Here is a 16,127-nt window from a genome sequence, read left to right on the forward strand (position 1 = left end):
CCGGTACGGATGGGATGTCGCCTCCGTACCGGCGGAGGCGGGGACGCGGGCGGTCAGGAAGTCCGCGTGACAGGACCCACGTCCGCGGTGCCTTCCACCGCGTCCGGGGCCGCGGAACTCCCGCCGCTCTTCTCGTCGCTGTAGACCATCAGGGTCGAGCCTCCGAGGGCGAGCACGATGCCGATGGAGCCCCATACGCTGGGCAGCGTCTGATAGACCGCCAGGGACAGCACGATGGTCAGAACCGGGGCCAGCGCGTTGGTGAGAGGGGCGACCACGGTGGCCTTGCCCCGGCTGAACGCCATGACCAGGAACAGCGCGCCGATCGCGTTGAGGACCTGGGTCACGGCGGTGAGCGCCGGCGCCTGCCAGGGAGCACCGGAAGGGAGACCGCCCATCGTCGCGAACGCCACCGGAACCAGCAGCAGCCCGCTGATGGTCATCCACCCGAAGGTCGTCGCGTCGTTGACCCCGACGAGTGCCGCCTTGCGCATGCAGAACGCCTGCACACCCCAGGCGACGCAGATCCCGATCGCCATCAGCAGCCATGGGCCGTGCGAGTTCGAGTCGCCCCCGCCACCGGGGATGCTGAGCAGCACGATCGCTACCAGCGCCGCGACCACGCCCACGACGGCGAGCCGGGCGATCCGCTCACGCAGCATCACCATCGCCATGAGCACGGTGATCACCGGGGAGAGCGAGACCACGGGGAAGATCAGGTAGGCCGGGCCGTCGGCGAGTGCCCGGAACAGCAGCAGTTGTCCGCCGGCGCCGGTCAGTCCCGCGATCAGTCCGTACACCGCGGCGACCGGCCGGCGGTCGAACCGGTTGCCGCGCAACGCGAAGTACGCGGGGATGAGCATCGTGAAGGCCCAGATGATGTAGATCATCTCGTTGGGGTAGCCGTACCTGGTGTTCGGCTGGCTGGAGAAGGCGCCCCACACGCCCCAGAACACGACCAGCAGGGTCGCGTACAGCATCCAGCTTCTCTTGATCATCGGCCGTCCTCTCCGGGCGCAAGGGACTCGGAGGCCGTACGCAGTGCGTCGAGCGCGGGCCGGTCGAGCGGGGTTCCGGCGAGTTTCGCCGCGTACAGAGCGGCGCCTACCACCGGCTCGTACAGGGGGTCTCGCAGCTCATAGTTGGCGAAACGATCCTTCAGACCGGTGGTGAACGCCTCCAGGACCGTGCCGGCCCCGAAGGTGCCGCCGGAGTAGGAGACCGGTACGGTCTCGTCGGGGCCGAACTCCAGCCGCTCGCGGGTGACCTCGACCAGCTGGGCGAGTTCGCGGCCGGCCTCGGTGAGGATCGCCGCGGCGGCTTCGTCGCCCAGACCGGCCGCCTCGGCCACCGAGCGGCCGAGTGCGGCGATCCGTCCCCGGTCTCCCTGCCACCGGTTGTGGACAACGTCGATCACGTCGAGGTCGGACGCGAGATCCAGGCGGCGCCGGAGAACCTCGCTCAGGGGGCCCTCGGGAAGTCGCCCGTCGCTCATCCGCGAGAAGGCGTTGAGGCCGCGGATCGCGATCCAGTACGCCGATCCCTCGTCGCCGAATATCTCGCCCCAGCCGCCGACGCGCACGCCGTTGCCCAGCCGCTCGCCGTAGGTCATCGAGCCGGTGCCGCTGATGACGTTGATGCCGTCGAGCGCGCCCAGCGAACCGGCCCAGCCGCAGACCATGTCGTTGTCGCACGCGTAGCGGTCGTGCCCCAGCACCGCTCGCGGTGTCGCGTTCAGAACGGGCAGGTCACCGGCCGCTTCCCCGTAACCCGGCAGGCCGAAGAAGGCGTACTCGACATCGGCCGGGGTCAGCCCGGCCGCCGTACAGACCGCGTCCACGCCCTCCTTCAGGACACGCTCGACAAGGTCAATGCCGTGTGAGAAGTAGTACGAGCTTGCCGCCTGCGCCCGCGCCACCACCTGACCGGACCGGTCGACCAGACAGAACGCGGTCTTGGTTCCCCCGCCGTCGACACCTAGGAACATCGTTGTACCTCCGTCCGGCGCCCTTGGTCCGCGCCGTTGATCCGCCTGGTCAGTTCTGCAAGGAGTGCAGGATCACGCCCTGCACCACGCGGTTGACCTCACCCGAGGGGAACGGGTTGTCGGGCCGCATACCCCGGGCCAGGGCCGCACGCAGGGCGATGACCTGGGCGTACACCACGGCGGGCAGCGCCAGGGCGACGTCCTCGACGTCACCGAGGCCCGGCAGCGGCCAGGCGTCGGCGCTCCCCTCCGCTTCCGCGCCGGAACCCGCGGCGACCGTCACGACACTGCCGGGAGCGAGGTCCCCGCGCAGCTCGGCGACGATGTCCTGGTCGTACTGGCGGGTGTACGGGTCGTTCGAGACGTAGACGACCGCCACCGAACGGTCGTTGAGCACCGCCTTGGGACCGTGCCGGAATCCCAGCGAGGATTCCGCGACGGCCATGAGCGTTCCGCCCGTGAGCTCGAGCACCTTCAGCGCCGACTCCTCGGCGAGGCCCTTCAGCGGCCCGCTGCCGAGGAAGACGATGCGCTCGGGGGCGCGGTCCACGAGGGCGCTCACGCCGCGGTCGAGCCCGCCGTCCTCAGTGATCGACTCGACCGCTCGCGCCAGGCGCCCGGCGACACCGTGGTAGGCGTCGCCGCCCAGGGCGAGCAGCGCCGCGAGCGTCATGCAGGTGAAGCTCGACGTCATGGCGAAGCCCCGGTCGTTGGCCGCGGCCGGCATCAGCAGCACGTGGGACCCGGGCCGGTCCGCGTGTTCCCGTGCCAGCTTGCCCTGCGCGTTGCAGGTGATCACCAGATGGTGCACCTCGGAGAGCACCTGGTCGGCCAGGACGGTGGCGGCCACGCTCTCCGGGCTGTCACCCGACCTCGCGAAGGAGACCAGCAGCGTGGGCAGGTCCTCGGCGAGGCAACCGCGAGGGTCGGCGACGATATCCGTGGTGGGGACGGCGTCGACGCGCCGTCCCAGGCGCCGGGCCAGGGCCGGCTGGAGCACCTGGCCGGCGAACGCGGAGGTGCCGGCGCCGGTGAGCACCACGCGCAGGTCGCCACGGGCCGTGAGCGGGCGCAGGAAGACGTCCAGCGATTCCCGGGAGGCCGCGACGATCCGGTCGACCTCTCGCCACAGGCCGGGCTGCTGAGCGATCTCGCGGACGGTGTCGGCGGCCCCGTCATCGACGGGCAGCGTGCCGGAGGGGGTGGTCACACGTGCTCCTTCTGGTTCGGGTGGGAGGCGCGGTCGTAGTCGCGCAGAACGTCGCGGACGTGGTCCACGGCCAGGTCGCGCGGCCGGGCGGCGAGCTCCCCGCGGCGGACGCGGGCGTACTGGTGCGGGAGGTGGGCGCTGAGCAGCGGCAGCGGGATGTCCAGGGCCGTGAGGTTGCGCAGCAGCCGGGCCTGCGCCGCTTCGATCTCGGGGTCGGGCCAGTAGTAACGCAGCCGGTCGCTGTAGCTGTAGCGGCGGGCGAGGCGCTGCTCGGCGGCGCTGCCGGGATAGTAGTCCTCCCACATGGCCGGCTCGGCGAGCATCCGCTGTTCGACGACCTCGGGCAGTCGCGACCGCTCGGCGGCCGGCACCAGTTCGTCCTCGATCGCGGCGAGCGCGAACAGCGCCTCCCGCAGGGCGAAGGTCAGGCCCGGGCCGACCTTGAGGACCGCCCAGTGGTCCTCGACCAGCGCGGCGAGCGCCTCGGCGGTCTGGTAGTCGGTCGAGTGCGCCTCGAAGACCATGGCGGGCTCGTCGTCGAGGACCCCGCGCAGTTCCTCGGTCAGCTCCCGCCGGTAGTCGACGACCCGCAGGTGGTCGAACTCCACGGCCGGCTGGACCACCAGTGCCATGACGCGCGGCCAGACACCGTCGACACCGTGCTGCGCGAACGCCTTCCGGTGCTGTTCCAGAGTCGTGCGTGCCGCCTCGGGCGTGGTCGGCAGGAGGGTACCGAGCGTCTCGTGCGCGCCGCCGGGCGTGGGGACCTCGGTGCCGATCACGTACCGGATCCGGTCGGCCCGCTCGGGCCCCACCGTGTCCTCGGCCACCCGGATCAGCCGCGCGGCGCGGTCGGCGACCACCTCGTCCGTCAGCGGTACGGGGTCGCCGGCGCAGGGGAAGCTGCAGTCCAGGTGGATCTTGGTGAATCCGGCCGCCGCGTAGGCGGCGACGAGAGCGCCGGCCCGCTCCATCGCCTCGTCCGGCGGAAGGGCCCGCCACCGGTTCGGGCCGAGATGGTCGCCGCCGAGTACCACGCGGTCCAGTGGCAGACCAGATTCGGCCGCGATGCCGTGCACGAGGTCACGGAAGTCCGCGGGCCGCATGCCCGTGTAACCACCGTACTGGTCCACCTGGTTGGAGGTCGCCTCCACCAGTACATGACCGCCGGTCTCGCGTGCCTGTAGTACGGCCGCCTCGATGACCAGCGGATGGGCCGAACACACCGAGGTGATGCCCTGCGGCTGTCCGGCCTTCTGGCTCCGGACCACCTCGTCCAATGGGCTCTGCATCGCCAACCCCTTACTGAAGGTGCATTTGGAGCCCTTTGTGCCGTGACAGCCGGAGCTCGACTGGGACGTTAACTGGTCTTATCGATGGTCGTCAATAGTCATCATCCGGTATGGTTCTGGTATGCCTACCCCGGACGTGTCCCGCCACCTCCCCCAGTCCCTGCTGACCGACGACGCCCTGCCGCTGTACGCCCTGGTCGCGGCGCGCCTGTGGGCCGATGTCTCGGCTGACGGCGCCAGGGCCGGAGACCGGCTGCCATCGGAGCGGACCCTGGCCGCGCGGTACGGAGTGTCGCGCGTCACCATGCGCTCGGCGCTCAGGGACCTGGCGGCCCGGGGCATGGTCGAGTCGGCGGCGGCCCGCGGCTGGTTCGTGGCACAGTCCACCGCCTTCCCGGTTCAGGCAGGCACCGACGCCCCGGATGTGCCCGGTACGGGCGCACGTACCGTCGAAGGCTTCGCCGACTACGCGGCCAAGCACGGACTGGCCACCCATAGCCGCGTGCTGCGCTCCACGGTCCGGCCCGCTACCGTCGCCGAAGCCGAGACGCTGCGCGTCGGCCCCGGGGCCGCCCTGTTCGAGATCCGGCGGCTGCGCTTCCTCGACGACCAGGTGGTCGTACTGGAACACAATCGACTACCGCTGGCACTGTGCCCCGCCCTGGCGGAGACCGACTTCACCAGGGCATCGCTCTTCGCCACGTTGCGCGGCGCCGAACCGGCGCAACTTCCCCGGGTGGCGGACTACTCGGTGGAGGCCAGGCAGCCGGACGCCACCGAACGTGATCTCCTGGAGATCACCGACGCCACCCCGGTACTCGTCGCCTATCAGCTCGCCTACAACCAGGACGGCCGCCCGCTCGAACTGACGCTGGCCGTCTACCGCGGCGACCGCTACCACTTCCGGGCCTCCATCACGTCCTGAGCCGGCGACGCTCACCGAGCCTCCCGTGCGCACCGCGCTCGGACCGCATCCCGGCCCCGCGCCCGGCGAAGGAGCACCCGGGCAGGGGTACCGGCACCCGCACGGCGGGCCACTCGCGCCCCCAGCCGGGAAGGCGGGCGACGCGCCGCGGGTCCCCTCCCCGACGCAACGGGGGCCGCGACGCCCCCGTTGCGTCGGTCTCGCCGGCCCCCGGTAGCTCTCGGCGCTTCAGCCGATGAACCGCACGTCCGGGTGGAGCGGCGAGGGGCCGTCCAGCAGCGGCTGGTGACGGCCGCGCAGATGCTGGTCGAAGAAGGCGGTGAGGTAGGCCCGCCGGCTCACGGTGAACCGGGCCGGATCGACGGTGCCGGTCATCCGGGACGGCAGCCCCTCGGGCAGGGTGAGCCGCTCGGCGAGGCCCGGGAGGACCGTCTGGTAGTCGGTGAACGATTGGTGCTCGGCCGCCTCCGTCCACAGATCGCGCTTCCAGCCGGTGGAGTTACGCCACATCGCCTGCCACGACGGGGAGTGCTCATGGGTGTGCGGCAGCCTGCCGGACGGGACCGCGAGCCACGCCCCCATCTGCAGGAACGGCCGGTCCAGCCCCGTGCGGGCAACCGGCAGCAGCAGTTCGGGGTCGGCCCAGTCGTAGCCGAGCGGCCCGTCGAGGTTCACCCCGGCGCGGATACGGCGGTCCACGCGCATCGCCTCGGCGGTCGTCATCCCGCCGAGCGAATGCCCGAACATGCCGGTACGCGCGAGGTCCAGAGCCTCTCCGAGACCCCGCGGCAGCGGCCGCTTCCCGGCGTCGGGGTTGCCGCCACGGGCGAGCACGGCGAGCTGGTCGAGGACGAACAGGATATCGGCGACCCTGACCTCCAGCGCCGCCCTGGACCGGTCGGCGGCCGCCTCGATGGCGCCGAGCCCGGGCGCGGGCTCGACGACACGGCCGTCCGGGAACTCGACCGCGTGCGCCTCGTGGACGGCGTCGACAGTGACCACCACATAGCCGTGGCCGGCCAGCTCCTCCACGGCGGTGGTGTCCAGCGTGCGCTCGTTGTACATGCCCGGCGAGTACAGCACCACGGGCCGCCGCCCGGCTCCGGATGCCGCGGCCACTGCGACGCGGGCGTGGGTACCGAACCCGGCCCAGTCGATGGCGCCCTGGTCCACCTCGAGGATCTTCGCCGCACCCGCCCCGAAGACCGCGGCCGCGCCCGGACGCATATAGAGCGCCCGGGGCCCGTCCTCCGCCGCGGCGCGGTCGGCCGGGTACCAGACGCTCACCATGAGCTCCCGGAACTCTCCGGCCGCGTCCCCCGCCCACCAGGGACCCCGGCGCGTCCGGTCCACCAGATGCAATTCGGTGACACCAAGCGGACACGGGCCGGTGGGATGGGGTAGTTCGAGCCGTACGGGCCCGGCGGGGTCCGCCGGCGCGGCGGACGCGCGAGCGGCCGGCCCCAGGGCCGAGGCAGCGCCCCATGCGACGAGACCGCCCGCGCGGGCCAGCAGTCGCCGACGCGTCACGGACATGGCCGAAGGGCCTGAAGAAGCGGAAGCATTGAGGGAACGCATGGCTCGATTCTGGATCCGCACCGGGCCCGGATCCATAGGGCTGGCCGGATGGTGTCCGGCGCCCAACGGGCCTACGCCAGGCATGGAGTCGGCGGCCGGATGCGGTTCGCCTGTGTCCGGCCATCACCTGACCACGCCACGAGCCACGCCCCGTGGCCGCCACGTACGGACCCGCTGGGCCGGGGAGCGGCCAGTCGCACTCCCAGACCAGAAAACAGTGCGTCGGCTCGCGTGCACGGCGAGCGGTGGAAAACCGGTGGACACAGGCCGCGCGAGCGGCAGACTGACCCGTGTGAAACGACCGATGGTGGATGTGGAGAGCGCCACTACGCGGTTGGTACGTCGGTTCGGTCCCCAGGTTGCCGCATGGTGCGCTGACACGCCGGATCTCGTCGCGCGGCTGACGTCCCAGTGGGGACTTTCGCTCGGTGAGCCCCTCCCGGACGGTGCTTCGTCCATCGCGTTGCGGTGCCGTTGGCCCGACGGCAGGCCCGCGGTGCTGAAAATCAGTCCGGAGCGGGCCCTTCTGGCCGAGCAGGCCGGAATGCTGGGGTGGTTCGCCGCCTCGGGCCGGGTGCCCTCTGTGCTGGCTGTCGACGAGGAGGCGGGCGCAATGGCCTTGGAGGAGCTCGTGCCCGGAACGCCGGCGGAGGCCATGGCTGCTGCTTCGCTCCCGGGACAGTGGTCGGATCTGCTCGCCGCCTTGCACCGGGTCGCTCCGCCTCCGCTGCCGACGCGTACGCTGCGCGGCCGGTGCGAGGAGGCCTTCGCCCGGGTCGGCAGACGGCTGTCCGAGCCTGCGATCAGCGCACGGATGGACGTCACCGCGTGGGACAGGGCCATCCAGCGGTGCGAGCGGCTGCTGGACACGGAAGCGACAACCGTGTTGCTCCACGGTGACCTGCACCTGGGCAACGTGCTCGACGGCGGCGCGGAACGCGGCCTGATGGCCATCGATCCGAAAGCCTGTGTCGGCGATCCGTGCTTCGACGCTGTGGACTACGTCCTGGCCGGCGCCGGGCTTGAGGGCGTCGAGACCCGCTGCGCCCGCGTGGCGGCGGCGTGCGGGCTCAATGGCGACCGGCTCCACGCCTGGAGCCAGGTGATCGCCCCGTTCGCGGCCATCGCCCACCTCGGTGACGGTGGGGAGAACCCGGTGATCGATGAACTGCTCACGCTGACCCGGTGAACACACCCGGTATCCCCGATCGCCTCGTGCCCCGCCCTCCGCTGGGGACGGAACACCCACCCGGTCATGATGGGAACCGGCCCGCCGGGCACGGTTGTTGTCGCGACAGGGCCTCGGCAATGATGGATGCCGCATGCCGTGAAATGGGGCACTGCCCATGGCCTCGCCGTGATGGGGCCAGGCAGGGATATGCAAACTGTGCCGAGAAACGCTCAACCTTCACGGCGAGAGAAGCAGGTCGCGTGTGACGTGGCGAGTGCGCGCGTGATCCGGTGAGAGCCGTGGCGAGTTCTCAGCCGTGGGCGAGTTCTCATTCGATCTGGCGAGGGTCCTGTCGATCCTCTGCGCTCGCGGGGCCATGCCGTGTACGGGAGAGGTATGACACAGACAGCTGACCCTCAGTCCTTCGACCGGTTCGCCCTCGACTACGACCGCTTTGTGAGTCTTCTCCCGGGACAGAACACCGGCTGGCTGCTCGGGCTGGGCTTGAAGGGCAAGCGGGCTCTGGATGCCGGCTGCGGTTCGGGGCACGCGGTCGAGGCCCTGGCGGACAGCTTCGAGGAAGTCGTCGGTCTGGACCTGAGTGCCCCCCTGATCGAGATCGCCAAGGCCAAGAGGGCGCGGCACAACGCGCACTACATGGCCGAAGATCTGTTCGGCCTGAAAGACGAGGACGGCTTCGATCTGGTCTACAGCCACACGATGCTGCACCACCTGGAGGACTACCGCGCGGGCTTGGAGCACGTGAAGAATCTCGTGCGGCCCGGCGGCACCGTCGCGCTGGTCGACAACGTATGTGATCTGTATCCGACGCCACCGCGCAAGGCGTACACCTGGCCCGCGTTGTGGAGCTTCCCCGGTGAGATCCGACGCGTGGGGCTTCGCGACGCGTGGTTCCAGCTGCGCTTCTGGCACAGCCGCCCCTGGCTGGCGCACCTGCTCAGCGACCGCTACCTGTCGCGCGAGCAGTTCCGCGAGCTCTACGGGAGTGTGTTCCCCGGGGCCCGGTTCGATGATCTCGGCTTTGCCTTGGCCATGGCCTGGACAGCTCCGCCGAGCGGGGGTGATGTCCCGTGACGCGGCTGTTGGGAACGTCGGCTCCCGGGTGGTGAAGGCCACCACCGCGGCGATCGAGGACCGGACCGACACGTCCACGGACACCAGGGCCCGGATGCTTCGGCACGTCGAGCGCTTCGGGCACGACGAGTACGGCGAGTACGGCGAGGCGGTCGCGTTGCCCTCCCCGGCGACGTTCTGCCGCCTGGTCGACGCGCTCCGAAGGCCCCTTCCGGACGGAGGATCGGCCCCCATCGGTCGTCAAACCCCGTCACCAAGCGCCATCGGATCCGACGGGATACGGGGCCGGGGCGCCCGGCACGGGTCGCGGCGCTTTGCGGTGGCGCTCGGCCACCCGCCGCGAACCAACCCCGGGATGGCACGAGTTCATCGGATGCTCCGACCGCCTGTCGTCGGATCGTTTGACGACAAGGGCACCCGGTGCCCCGGTGCGGTGCGGCGCGCCAGGCCCTCCAGGATGAGGGCGAGGCCCGCCTCGAACGCGGACTCGTGATCGATCGCCGGCATGTCTGCCGGTAGCTCCGCGGCGGCGCCGGGGCCGGGGTCCGCCTGTTCCTCCAGGACGCTGCCGACCGTGAAGCGGCCGGCAGCCAGCATCGCCATCTGCGCGTCCCGCTCGGGCACGCCGGAGGCGACGAGGAACTCCATCTTGCGGCGGACCCGGTCCAGGTCACCGGCAGGAGTGCTGCCCGCGTGGAGCCGCGCGCCGTCCCGGCGCATCAGCAGGGTGCGCCGGAATCCGCGCGTGTTCTCCAGGAACCAGTCGCGCCAGTCGTCATCGGGCGTGGGCAGCGGAGCGGCCGCATGGGGTGCCATCGCCGCCTCCGCCATGGCGGCGAGGAGGTCCTTCTTGGTGCGGAAGTGCCAGTAGAGGGACGGCTGCTCCACCCCCAGGCGCTTCGCCAGCCGCCTCGTGCTGACGGCGTCCAGTCCGACTTCGTCGAGCAGGTCGAGCGCCTCGGCGATGACGGTCTCGCGGTTCATCTTGGTCACGTTGACAATCTATCGCTGATAGGTGACGCTTGCCAAGAAATCATTCACTGATAGATTTTGGAGCGTGGTCATGATCACGGGATCGGGAACACCGTCCTTGCGGGTCCTCATCGCCGGCGGCGGGGTCGCTGGGCAGGCCCTGGCCTTCTGGCTCACGCGGGGCGGCCACCGGGTGACCGTCGCCGAACGCTTCCCGGCGCTGCGGGCCACTGGCGCGCAGGTCGATCTGCGGGGTCAGGGCATCGAGGCCGTCAGGCGGATGGGCCTTCTGGACGCCGTCCGAGGTGCGCTCGTGGACGAGGCGGGTGTCGCCTTGATCGACGCCCGCGGCAGGGCCAAGGCGACGATCATGGCCAATACCTCCGGAAAGGGCCGCCAGACCCTCACCTCCGAGTACGAGATCATGCGCGGCGACCTGGTGCGCATCCTCAACGACGCGACGAAGGACGACACCGAGTACGTCTTCGGTATCAGCGTGGACGGCTTCGAGCAGGACGAGCACAAGGTCGTCGCGCACTTCTCCGACGGCTCATCCGGAGAATTCGATCTTCTGGTCGGTGCGGACGGGCAGGGATCACGCATCCGGCAGGCGCTCCTGCCGCAGGGCTTCGACCCGTACTGGCGCCTCGGCATCCACATGGCCTACTGGTTCATCCCGCGGATAGCCTCCGACAGCAACATCCGGGACACCTACATGGTCCCGGGAGGCCGGCAGATCATGCGGCGCAGCCACAACCCGGCCGAGACCCAGGTCTACTTCGCGATGCGGGAGGAGTCCGAGGAAGCCTCCGCGATCCACCGCGCGCCCGTCGAGCGCCAGCAGGACTTCTGGGCCGGCCGGTTCCGCGACGCCGGCTGGCAGACCGAGCGCTTCGTCGAGGACATGAAGACCAGCCCGTTCTTCTACTCCCAGGAGATCGTCCAGGTCCGCACCGACACCTGGTCCAAGGGCCGCGTGGTGCTGGCCGGCGACGCCGCGCACTGCGCCTCCCCCTACAGCGGCATGGGCATCTCCGGCGGCCTGGTCGGCGCCCACGTCCTGGCCGGCGAGATCAACCGCCACCCCGGCGACCTGCCGACCGCCCTGGCGCGCTACGACAGGACGCTTCGGCCCTTCGTCAACAGGATCCAAGGCGGAGTCAACCCGCGCCTGCTGCGGCTGGGCATGCCGATGACCCAGCGCGCGATCGACGCCGTCCACGCCACCGCCGCGCTCGCCTGCTTTCTCCGCGTCCCCGAACTCACCGCCCGCTTTTCCGAGGAAGACCGCGGCGGCGCCTGGCAGCTCCCCGCAAACCCGGCACCGATCAGCACCGCCTGAAAACCCGCCGGGCCAGCAGCAGCCCGGCGGCCGCCCGGCGGCCGCCACGACCAGCACGCAGAACCCACCGACCAGGCACATCGGAGAGGTCACCGAACCGGGATCAACGTCGTCCCGCTACCGCTGATTGCCGCTCGGCAAGCCCGGCTCCCGACGTTCACTCCTGCCCGTCGTCGTTCTCGTACAGCTCGGGCGCGTCCGGGCCGCCCAGCGGGCGCAGTGCGCCGGCGGCCGGGGGGTGGGGGCAGGTACGCACCCGAGCAACCAGGCCGGAACAAGCGGCGAAGGGCCGCCCTGCCGCTGGGCAAGCGCGTGATACGGCTCCCCCGCCACCGACACCGGCATCCGGTTCGGCAACCATCGACAACCACGGGATCACCGACGCCGTCCCGGCCCGCCGACCGGCGGGTGAGCCGATGCCGCGGGGCTGGGCACAACGACCGCAGGGCGCAGTCAGCGGCTGCCCAGCGGCTTGCCGTACTTCTGAGCCGTGGACAGGTTCGGGAGGCCGAGCGTGCGGGGCGAGAAGGCCGCCGAGCCGTCGGCCGAGCCGCCGCGGAAGAGCCACGCGGCCCCCAGGGATCCATTCTCGCCAGGGGATCCGACCGTGACATCCGGTACACCGTCGGCGTTGAAGTCGCCCGAGGCGACCGCCGCGCCGAAGGTGTCGCCCGCCTCGGCGACGCCCGGGACACCGGGCGTGTCCTGGTTCCAGGAAACGGATGTGGCAGCGCCGTCCGCGTCGAGCAGGCCCTGAGCGCTGCCGGAGAGCAGCCAGGCGGCGCCCGCCCCCGCTTCGCTTCCGATGGCCTCGCCCGGAGCGCCCACGATCAGGTCGTCGCGGCCGTCGCGGTTGACGTCGGCGACCGCGAGGGCGGCACCGAAGCGGTCGCCGTCCTCGGCCACGCCCGGGACACCCGCCGTGTCCTGGTTGAGAGTCTGGGTGCGGACGCCGAACGGGCCGCTCGCGGGACTCCCGTAGTGGAGGTGGATGCCGCCCCCCTTGGCGAGTTCTTCGGGGCCGCACGGGTCGTCGATGTTCTCATCGGCGATCTCACGGCACTCGCCGAGGGCCAGGTCGTCGTGGCCGTCGCCGTCGAAGTCGCCGGCGGCCAGGGCGGTCACGCCGGTGTTGTCCGTGTTCCAGAAGTTGGCCATCTCCGACCGGTCGGCGTCCCACTTCCACAGCCGCACGTGGGACTGGGTGTTGGGGCTGCCCGCGGTCCAGTACGCCACGGCCAGGTCGTCGCGGCCGTCGCTGTCGAAGTCGCCGGTGGCCAGGACGGGGGCGCGGCCGCCCATGGGGGCGGCGACGACGGTGGTGATCATGCTGTCTTCACCCTGGATGACACGAGCGACGACCTTGTCCCTGCCGCCGATCACGATCTCCTTGTTGTCGCCACCGGTCAGCTCGGCCGCCGCGACCGAGGTGCCGTACGCGGCCGACGGCGACGGCCCGGTCAGGACCGTCGCCCCCGGTCCCGGCCCGTCCGTCGAGCCGCCTATGGCGATGACCATGCCCGCGTCCGTACCGCGGTCGGTGACGTCCTCACCAGGGACACCGACGAGCAGTTCCGCGATGCCGTCGCCGTTGAGGTCCACCAGGGCCACGGACGCGCCGAAGCGGTCGCCCGCCTCCGGGGTACCGGGAACCTCGGGCGTGGCCTGGGTGACACGGATGCTTCCGTGTGCGCCGACGCCCTTCGGGCCGCCCCAGACGACGTTCACATACCCCGCCTTGGCCTGACCGCCGACGGTCCCGTCCGGGACGCCGACGGCGAGATCCGCGTAGCCGTCGCCGTTGAAGTCGCTCGTGGCGCTACGGGGTGCGGCGGCGGTGGCGCCGGGCGGGAACACGAACCCGGCGGCGGCCACAGCACCGGCCGCCATGGCGTACGTCAGGATGCGGCAGCTGTGCGGCACAGAAGGCTCCCACTCGGTCGACAGGTGCGGGTTATCCGGTGTGACCCTCGAAGGGCGGAGCTGGTTGTACGGAATCCACCGTCAGTTGGCGCCGCATTCATGGTTAGGTGGCGCCGGGTCAGCGGCGGGCGGGCCTTCGGTCCGAGCGGACCCGGAAGGGCGTAGCCGATGGCATCGGCCCGCGTGAACGCGGACGGCTGCGAAGGATCCACGTCCGTGTCCTCCTTCGATTGACGACGTGCGGTGACGGCGTGGTCGTGAACGAGGCGGTCCGCGCGGCGTAGGACCTACGTGCTGTGGCTGCTCGCCGACTTCTTCGACTGCCTGGCCGAAGAACCCGGCGCCACCGACCGGCTCCCGCCGGTCCCGGCCTCCCCGCAGGGCGCGGGTGGCGGGTCGCCGGTTTCCGAGCCGGGCGGGGCACCCGGGACCGTTCGGGACACCCGGGACCGTTCGGGTGCAGGGGCAGGGCAGCGCAGGTGGGTGCCGGCTCGGTCCCCGGTGCCACCGTAACCTGGCCTTCTGCCACACCCACGGCCCCACACGGAAGCGAGGGAACACACCCCATGACCGATCTCGACCTCGAGGACCGGTATCGCGGGTACCTCATGTGCCTGAACGAGCGGCGCTTCCCCGACCTTTCGGAGTTCGTGCACAACCCCGTGGTGCACAACGACCGGACGCTGAGCATCACCGAGTTCCAGGATCTGCTGCGCCGCGACGCGGCGGAGATTCCCGACCTGCACTACGCGATCGAGCGGCTCGTCGTCCAAGGCGAGCAGGTGGCGTGCCGCATCCGGTTCGACTGCACGCCCGCGGCGAGCTTCCGCGGCATACCGCCCACCGGCCGGCCGATCTCGTTCGTCGAGCACGTCTTCTATCGCTACCGGGACGGCAGGATCGCAGAGATCTGGTCCCTGATCGACATGGAGACGATCCGCGAACAGCTCACCCCCGGCCACCCCGACCGGTAGGGGCGCGGCGCGGACTGCGGCCGCGTCGCATGCGGCGCCACGCGGTTCCTGCGCCGGGCACTCCCGCCGCGCCCTCGTCGGCCGACGCATGCAACCCGGCGCCACGGTACCGCCGGTCACCAGCCACCGGGACCGGATCGCCTTGGGCGCGGGGCGGATCAGCAGCACACGGCGAGGCCGGCGGGCGTCAGCCCGGACCGGCCCCGTGGACCCGCGGCCGACGGCGCTCTCATTCCGGCCGGGCCGCGGCGCCGACCGTGTGCAGGTGCCGCATTCCTTGCCGGTAGGAGTCGAGCAGCCCGGTCTCGGCGTACAACACTCCGAGGTCGCGGCAGTGTTCCCGGACCAGAGGCTGTACGAGCCTGAGGTGGGGCCTGGGCATGCTCGGGAAGAGATGGTGCTCGATCTGGTAGTTCAGCCCGCCCAGGAGCCAGTCCGTGACCGGCCCGCCACGGACGTTCCGCGAGGTCAGGACCTGGCGGCGCAGATGACCCCAGCGCTCGCCCGCCGGGTCGGGCATGTCCATGCCCTTGTGGTTGGGCGCGAAGGCCATCCCCAGGTGGAGCCCGAAGAGCGCCTGATGGAGCAGTGCGAACGCGACGGCCTTGCCCACCGGCAGGCAGGTGAGCAGCAGGGCGGCGTAACCGGCCGCGTGCAGCGCCAGCAGCGCGCCCTCGACCACCCGCTCGCGCGCCGGCTGCCGCCGCAGGTGCTGGACGCTGCTCACCTTCAGGGCGATGCCTTCGAGGAGCAGCATCGGAAAGAACAGCCGGGCCTGGTGGCGGGTGACCCAGCGGACCAATCCCCGGCGCGCAGCGGCCTGCTCCGCGGTCCACACGAGTGCGCCGGCACCGACGTCCGGGTCCTTCTCGATGTGGTTGGGGTTGGCGTGGTGCCGGTTGTGCTTGTCGTTCCACCATGCGTAGCTCATGCCCAGGAGCAGATTGCCGTGGAGGAGTCCGATGGCGCGGTTCGCCCGGCGGCCGGCGGCGATCTGCGCGTGCCCGGCGTCGTGGCCGATGTAGGCGGTACGGGCGGACAGGACGGCGAGCGGCACGGCGAGCGGCAGCGTCCACCAGGTGTCCCCGGCGAGGACGAACCCTGTCACCACAGCGGCCAGGGCGAGGAAGTTCACGGTGATCATCCGCAGGTACCAGCCCCTGCGACGCTCCAGCAGTCCCTGTCCTTTGACCTTCCGCAGCAGGGGGGTGAACTCACTCCCCTGCTGCGCGGTGGCGCCGACGGGCGCGGCGGACATGGAAGGCGGGGCGGTCTGAGACATGGAGGACTCCGGTCCTGAAGCGGTCAGCAAGGCTTTGACCTGCTTAAACGTACGGACTGGGAACGCGCGGCACCATGGCGTCAACACCCCGGCCGCACGGGGGCCAGCCCCACGATCCCGAAGGGGGTCAGCGACACCCCGCCCCGGCCTCCGGGAGACCACCACGCCGGAAGCGCCCGGGTCGCGCCGCGCAGGAACCGCTCCCGTGGCGCCGCGCCAAGGCGGGGCGGTGCGCGAGTGGACGCTGTCCGGGCGGTGGTGGCCCGCGATGTGGTCGCCTCCGAAGTCGGCGGCCGCGCCCGGTGCGACGGCGTCCTGACCACGTGCGTACCGGGACTGGTGGAGCGGCCGTCGGCCGGGGCCCGGGCCAGAACCA

13 protein-coding genes are annotated in these 16,127 nt (G+C 71.3%); 5 read left to right on the forward strand and 8 right to left on the reverse strand.

Features of this window, described 5'->3' with window-relative positions:
* Window positions 1-53 precede the first annotated feature (53 nt).
* Genes AXW62_RS00470 through AXW62_RS00485 form a run of 4 tightly spaced genes read right to left on the reverse strand, consistent with a single transcriptional unit; the run spans window position 54 to window position 4,489 of the window.
* The gene (locus AXW62_RS00470) at window positions 54-998 is read right to left on the reverse strand and encodes a DMT family transporter (protein WP_060942681.1); all 945 of its coding nucleotides are present in this window, start codon (window positions 996-998) and stop codon (window positions 54-56) included.
* Window positions 995-1,987, reverse strand: coding sequence for a BadF/BadG/BcrA/BcrD ATPase family protein (locus AXW62_RS00475; protein WP_060942682.1), 993 nt, complete (start codon window positions 1,985-1,987; stop codon window positions 995-997). The genes AXW62_RS00470 and AXW62_RS00475 overlap by 4 nt, the downstream gene beginning before the upstream one ends.
* A 49-nt stretch (window positions 1,988-2,036) precedes the next feature.
* Window positions 2,037-3,197 carry an SIS domain-containing protein gene (locus tag AXW62_RS00480; RefSeq protein WP_060942683.1) on the reverse strand — a complete coding sequence of 387 codons (1,161 nt, stop codon included), beginning with the start codon at window positions 3,195-3,197 and terminating at the stop codon, window positions 2,037-2,039.
* Window positions 3,194-4,489, reverse strand: a complete 1,296-nt coding sequence (locus tag AXW62_RS00485) for a D-tagatose-bisphosphate aldolase, class II, non-catalytic subunit (RefSeq protein ID WP_060942684.1) — start codon at window positions 4,487-4,489, stop codon at window positions 3,194-3,196. The genes AXW62_RS00480 and AXW62_RS00485 overlap by 4 nt, the downstream gene beginning before the upstream one ends.
* A 121-nt stretch (window positions 4,490-4,610) precedes the next feature.
* Here AXW62_RS00485 and AXW62_RS00490 point away from each other — a divergent pair, with 121 nt between their 5' ends.
* On the forward strand, window positions 4,611-5,414 hold the full coding sequence (locus AXW62_RS00490; protein WP_060942685.1) for a GntR family transcriptional regulator: 804 nt from the start codon (window positions 4,611-4,613) through the stop codon (window positions 5,412-5,414).
* A gap of 228 nt (window positions 5,415-5,642) precedes the next feature.
* Here AXW62_RS00490 and AXW62_RS00495 read toward each other — a convergent pair whose 3' ends face one another.
* On the reverse strand, window positions 5,643-6,950 hold the full coding sequence (locus AXW62_RS00495) for an alpha/beta hydrolase family protein (protein ID WP_063817497.1): 1,308 nt from the start codon (window positions 6,948-6,950) through the stop codon (window positions 5,643-5,645).
* A 355-nt stretch (window positions 6,951-7,305) separates the two neighbouring features.
* On the opposite strand from AXW62_RS00495, the gene AXW62_RS00500 reads away from it, so the two are divergent.
* On the forward strand, window positions 7,306-8,181 hold the full coding sequence (locus AXW62_RS00500) for an aminoglycoside phosphotransferase family protein (RefSeq protein WP_060942742.1): 876 nt from the start codon (window positions 7,306-7,308) through the stop codon (window positions 8,179-8,181).
* Between the two features lie 378 nt (window positions 8,182-8,559).
* Window positions 8,560-9,258: a class I SAM-dependent methyltransferase gene (locus AXW62_RS00505; RefSeq protein ID WP_060942686.1), complete on the forward strand. Its 699-nt coding sequence runs from the start codon at window positions 8,560-8,562 to the stop codon at window positions 9,256-9,258.
* 366 nt (window positions 9,259-9,624) lie between these two features.
* On the opposite strand, the gene AXW62_RS00510 is transcribed toward AXW62_RS00505, so the two are convergent.
* Window positions 9,625-10,242 (reverse strand): TetR/AcrR family transcriptional regulator C-terminal domain-containing protein, encoded by a 618-nt coding sequence (locus AXW62_RS00510; protein ID WP_282439299.1) that lies wholly within the window; start codon window positions 10,240-10,242, stop codon window positions 9,625-9,627.
* A gap of 79 nt (window positions 10,243-10,321) precedes the next feature.
* Here AXW62_RS00510 and AXW62_RS00515 point away from each other — a divergent pair, with 79 nt between their 5' ends.
* The gene (locus AXW62_RS00515) at window positions 10,322-11,572 is read left to right on the forward strand and encodes an FAD-dependent monooxygenase (RefSeq protein ID WP_060942688.1); all 1,251 of its coding nucleotides are present in this window, start codon (window positions 10,322-10,324) and stop codon (window positions 11,570-11,572) included.
* Between the two features lie 453 nt (window positions 11,573-12,025).
* Here the strand turns inward: AXW62_RS00515 and AXW62_RS00520 are convergent, their stop codons facing one another.
* Entirely contained in the window at window positions 12,026-13,495 is a 1,470-nt protein-coding gene (locus tag AXW62_RS00520) for an FG-GAP and VCBS repeat-containing protein (protein ID WP_252368455.1), read from the reverse strand.
* Window positions 13,496-14,061: 566 nt separating this feature from the next.
* On the opposite strand from AXW62_RS00520, the gene AXW62_RS00525 reads away from it, so the two are divergent.
* On the forward strand, window positions 14,062-14,469 hold the full coding sequence (locus tag AXW62_RS00525; RefSeq protein ID WP_060942689.1) for an ester cyclase: 408 nt from the start codon (window positions 14,062-14,064) through the stop codon (window positions 14,467-14,469).
* Between the two features lie 229 nt (window positions 14,470-14,698).
* Here AXW62_RS00525 and AXW62_RS00530 read toward each other — a convergent pair whose 3' ends face one another.
* Window positions 14,699-15,751, reverse strand: a complete 1,053-nt coding sequence (locus tag AXW62_RS00530) for a fatty acid desaturase family protein (RefSeq protein ID WP_060942690.1) — start codon at window positions 15,749-15,751, stop codon at window positions 14,699-14,701.
* Between the last annotated feature and the right edge of the window lie 376 nt (window positions 15,752-16,127).

Origin of the sequence: Streptomyces hygroscopicus subsp. hygroscopicus (assembly GCF_001553455.1) — a bacterium.
Lineage (GTDB): Bacteria > Actinomycetota > Actinomycetes > Streptomycetales > Streptomycetaceae > Streptomyces > Streptomyces hygroscopicus.

Bases quoted from the DNA above. Each gene is read 5' to 3' on its own strand.
- AXW62_RS00530 (WP_060942690.1), bottom strand. From the start codon at position 15,751: ATGTCTCAGACCGCCCCGCCTTCCATGTCCGCCGCGCCCGTCGGCGCC.
- AXW62_RS00470 (WP_060942681.1), bottom strand. From the start codon at position 998: ATGATCAAGAGAAGCTGGATGCTGTACGCGACCCTGCTGGTCGTGTTC.
- AXW62_RS00490 (WP_060942685.1), top strand. From the start codon at position 4,611: ATGCCTACCCCGGACGTGTCCCGCCACCTCCCCCAGTCCCTGCTGACC.
- AXW62_RS00485 (WP_060942684.1), bottom strand. From the start codon at position 4,489: ATGCAGAGCCCATTGGACGAGGTGGTCCGGAGCCAGAAGGCCGGACAG.
- AXW62_RS00515 (WP_060942688.1), top strand. From the start codon at position 10,322: ATGATCACGGGATCGGGAACACCGTCCTTGCGGGTCCTCATCGCCGGC.
- AXW62_RS00475 (WP_060942682.1), bottom strand. From the start codon at position 1,987: ATGTTCCTAGGTGTCGACGGCGGGGGAACCAAGACCGCGTTCTGTCTG.
- AXW62_RS00525 (WP_060942689.1), top strand. From the start codon at position 14,062: ATGACCGATCTCGACCTCGAGGACCGGTATCGCGGGTACCTCATGTGC.
- AXW62_RS00495 (WP_063817497.1), bottom strand. From the start codon at position 6,950: ATGTCCGTGACGCGTCGGCGACTGCTGGCCCGCGCGGGCGGTCTCGTC.
- AXW62_RS00510 (WP_282439299.1), bottom strand. From the start codon at position 10,242: ATGAACCGCGAGACCGTCATCGCCGAGGCGCTCGACCTGCTCGACGAA.
- AXW62_RS00505 (WP_060942686.1), top strand. From the start codon at position 8,560: ATGACACAGACAGCTGACCCTCAGTCCTTCGACCGGTTCGCCCTCGAC.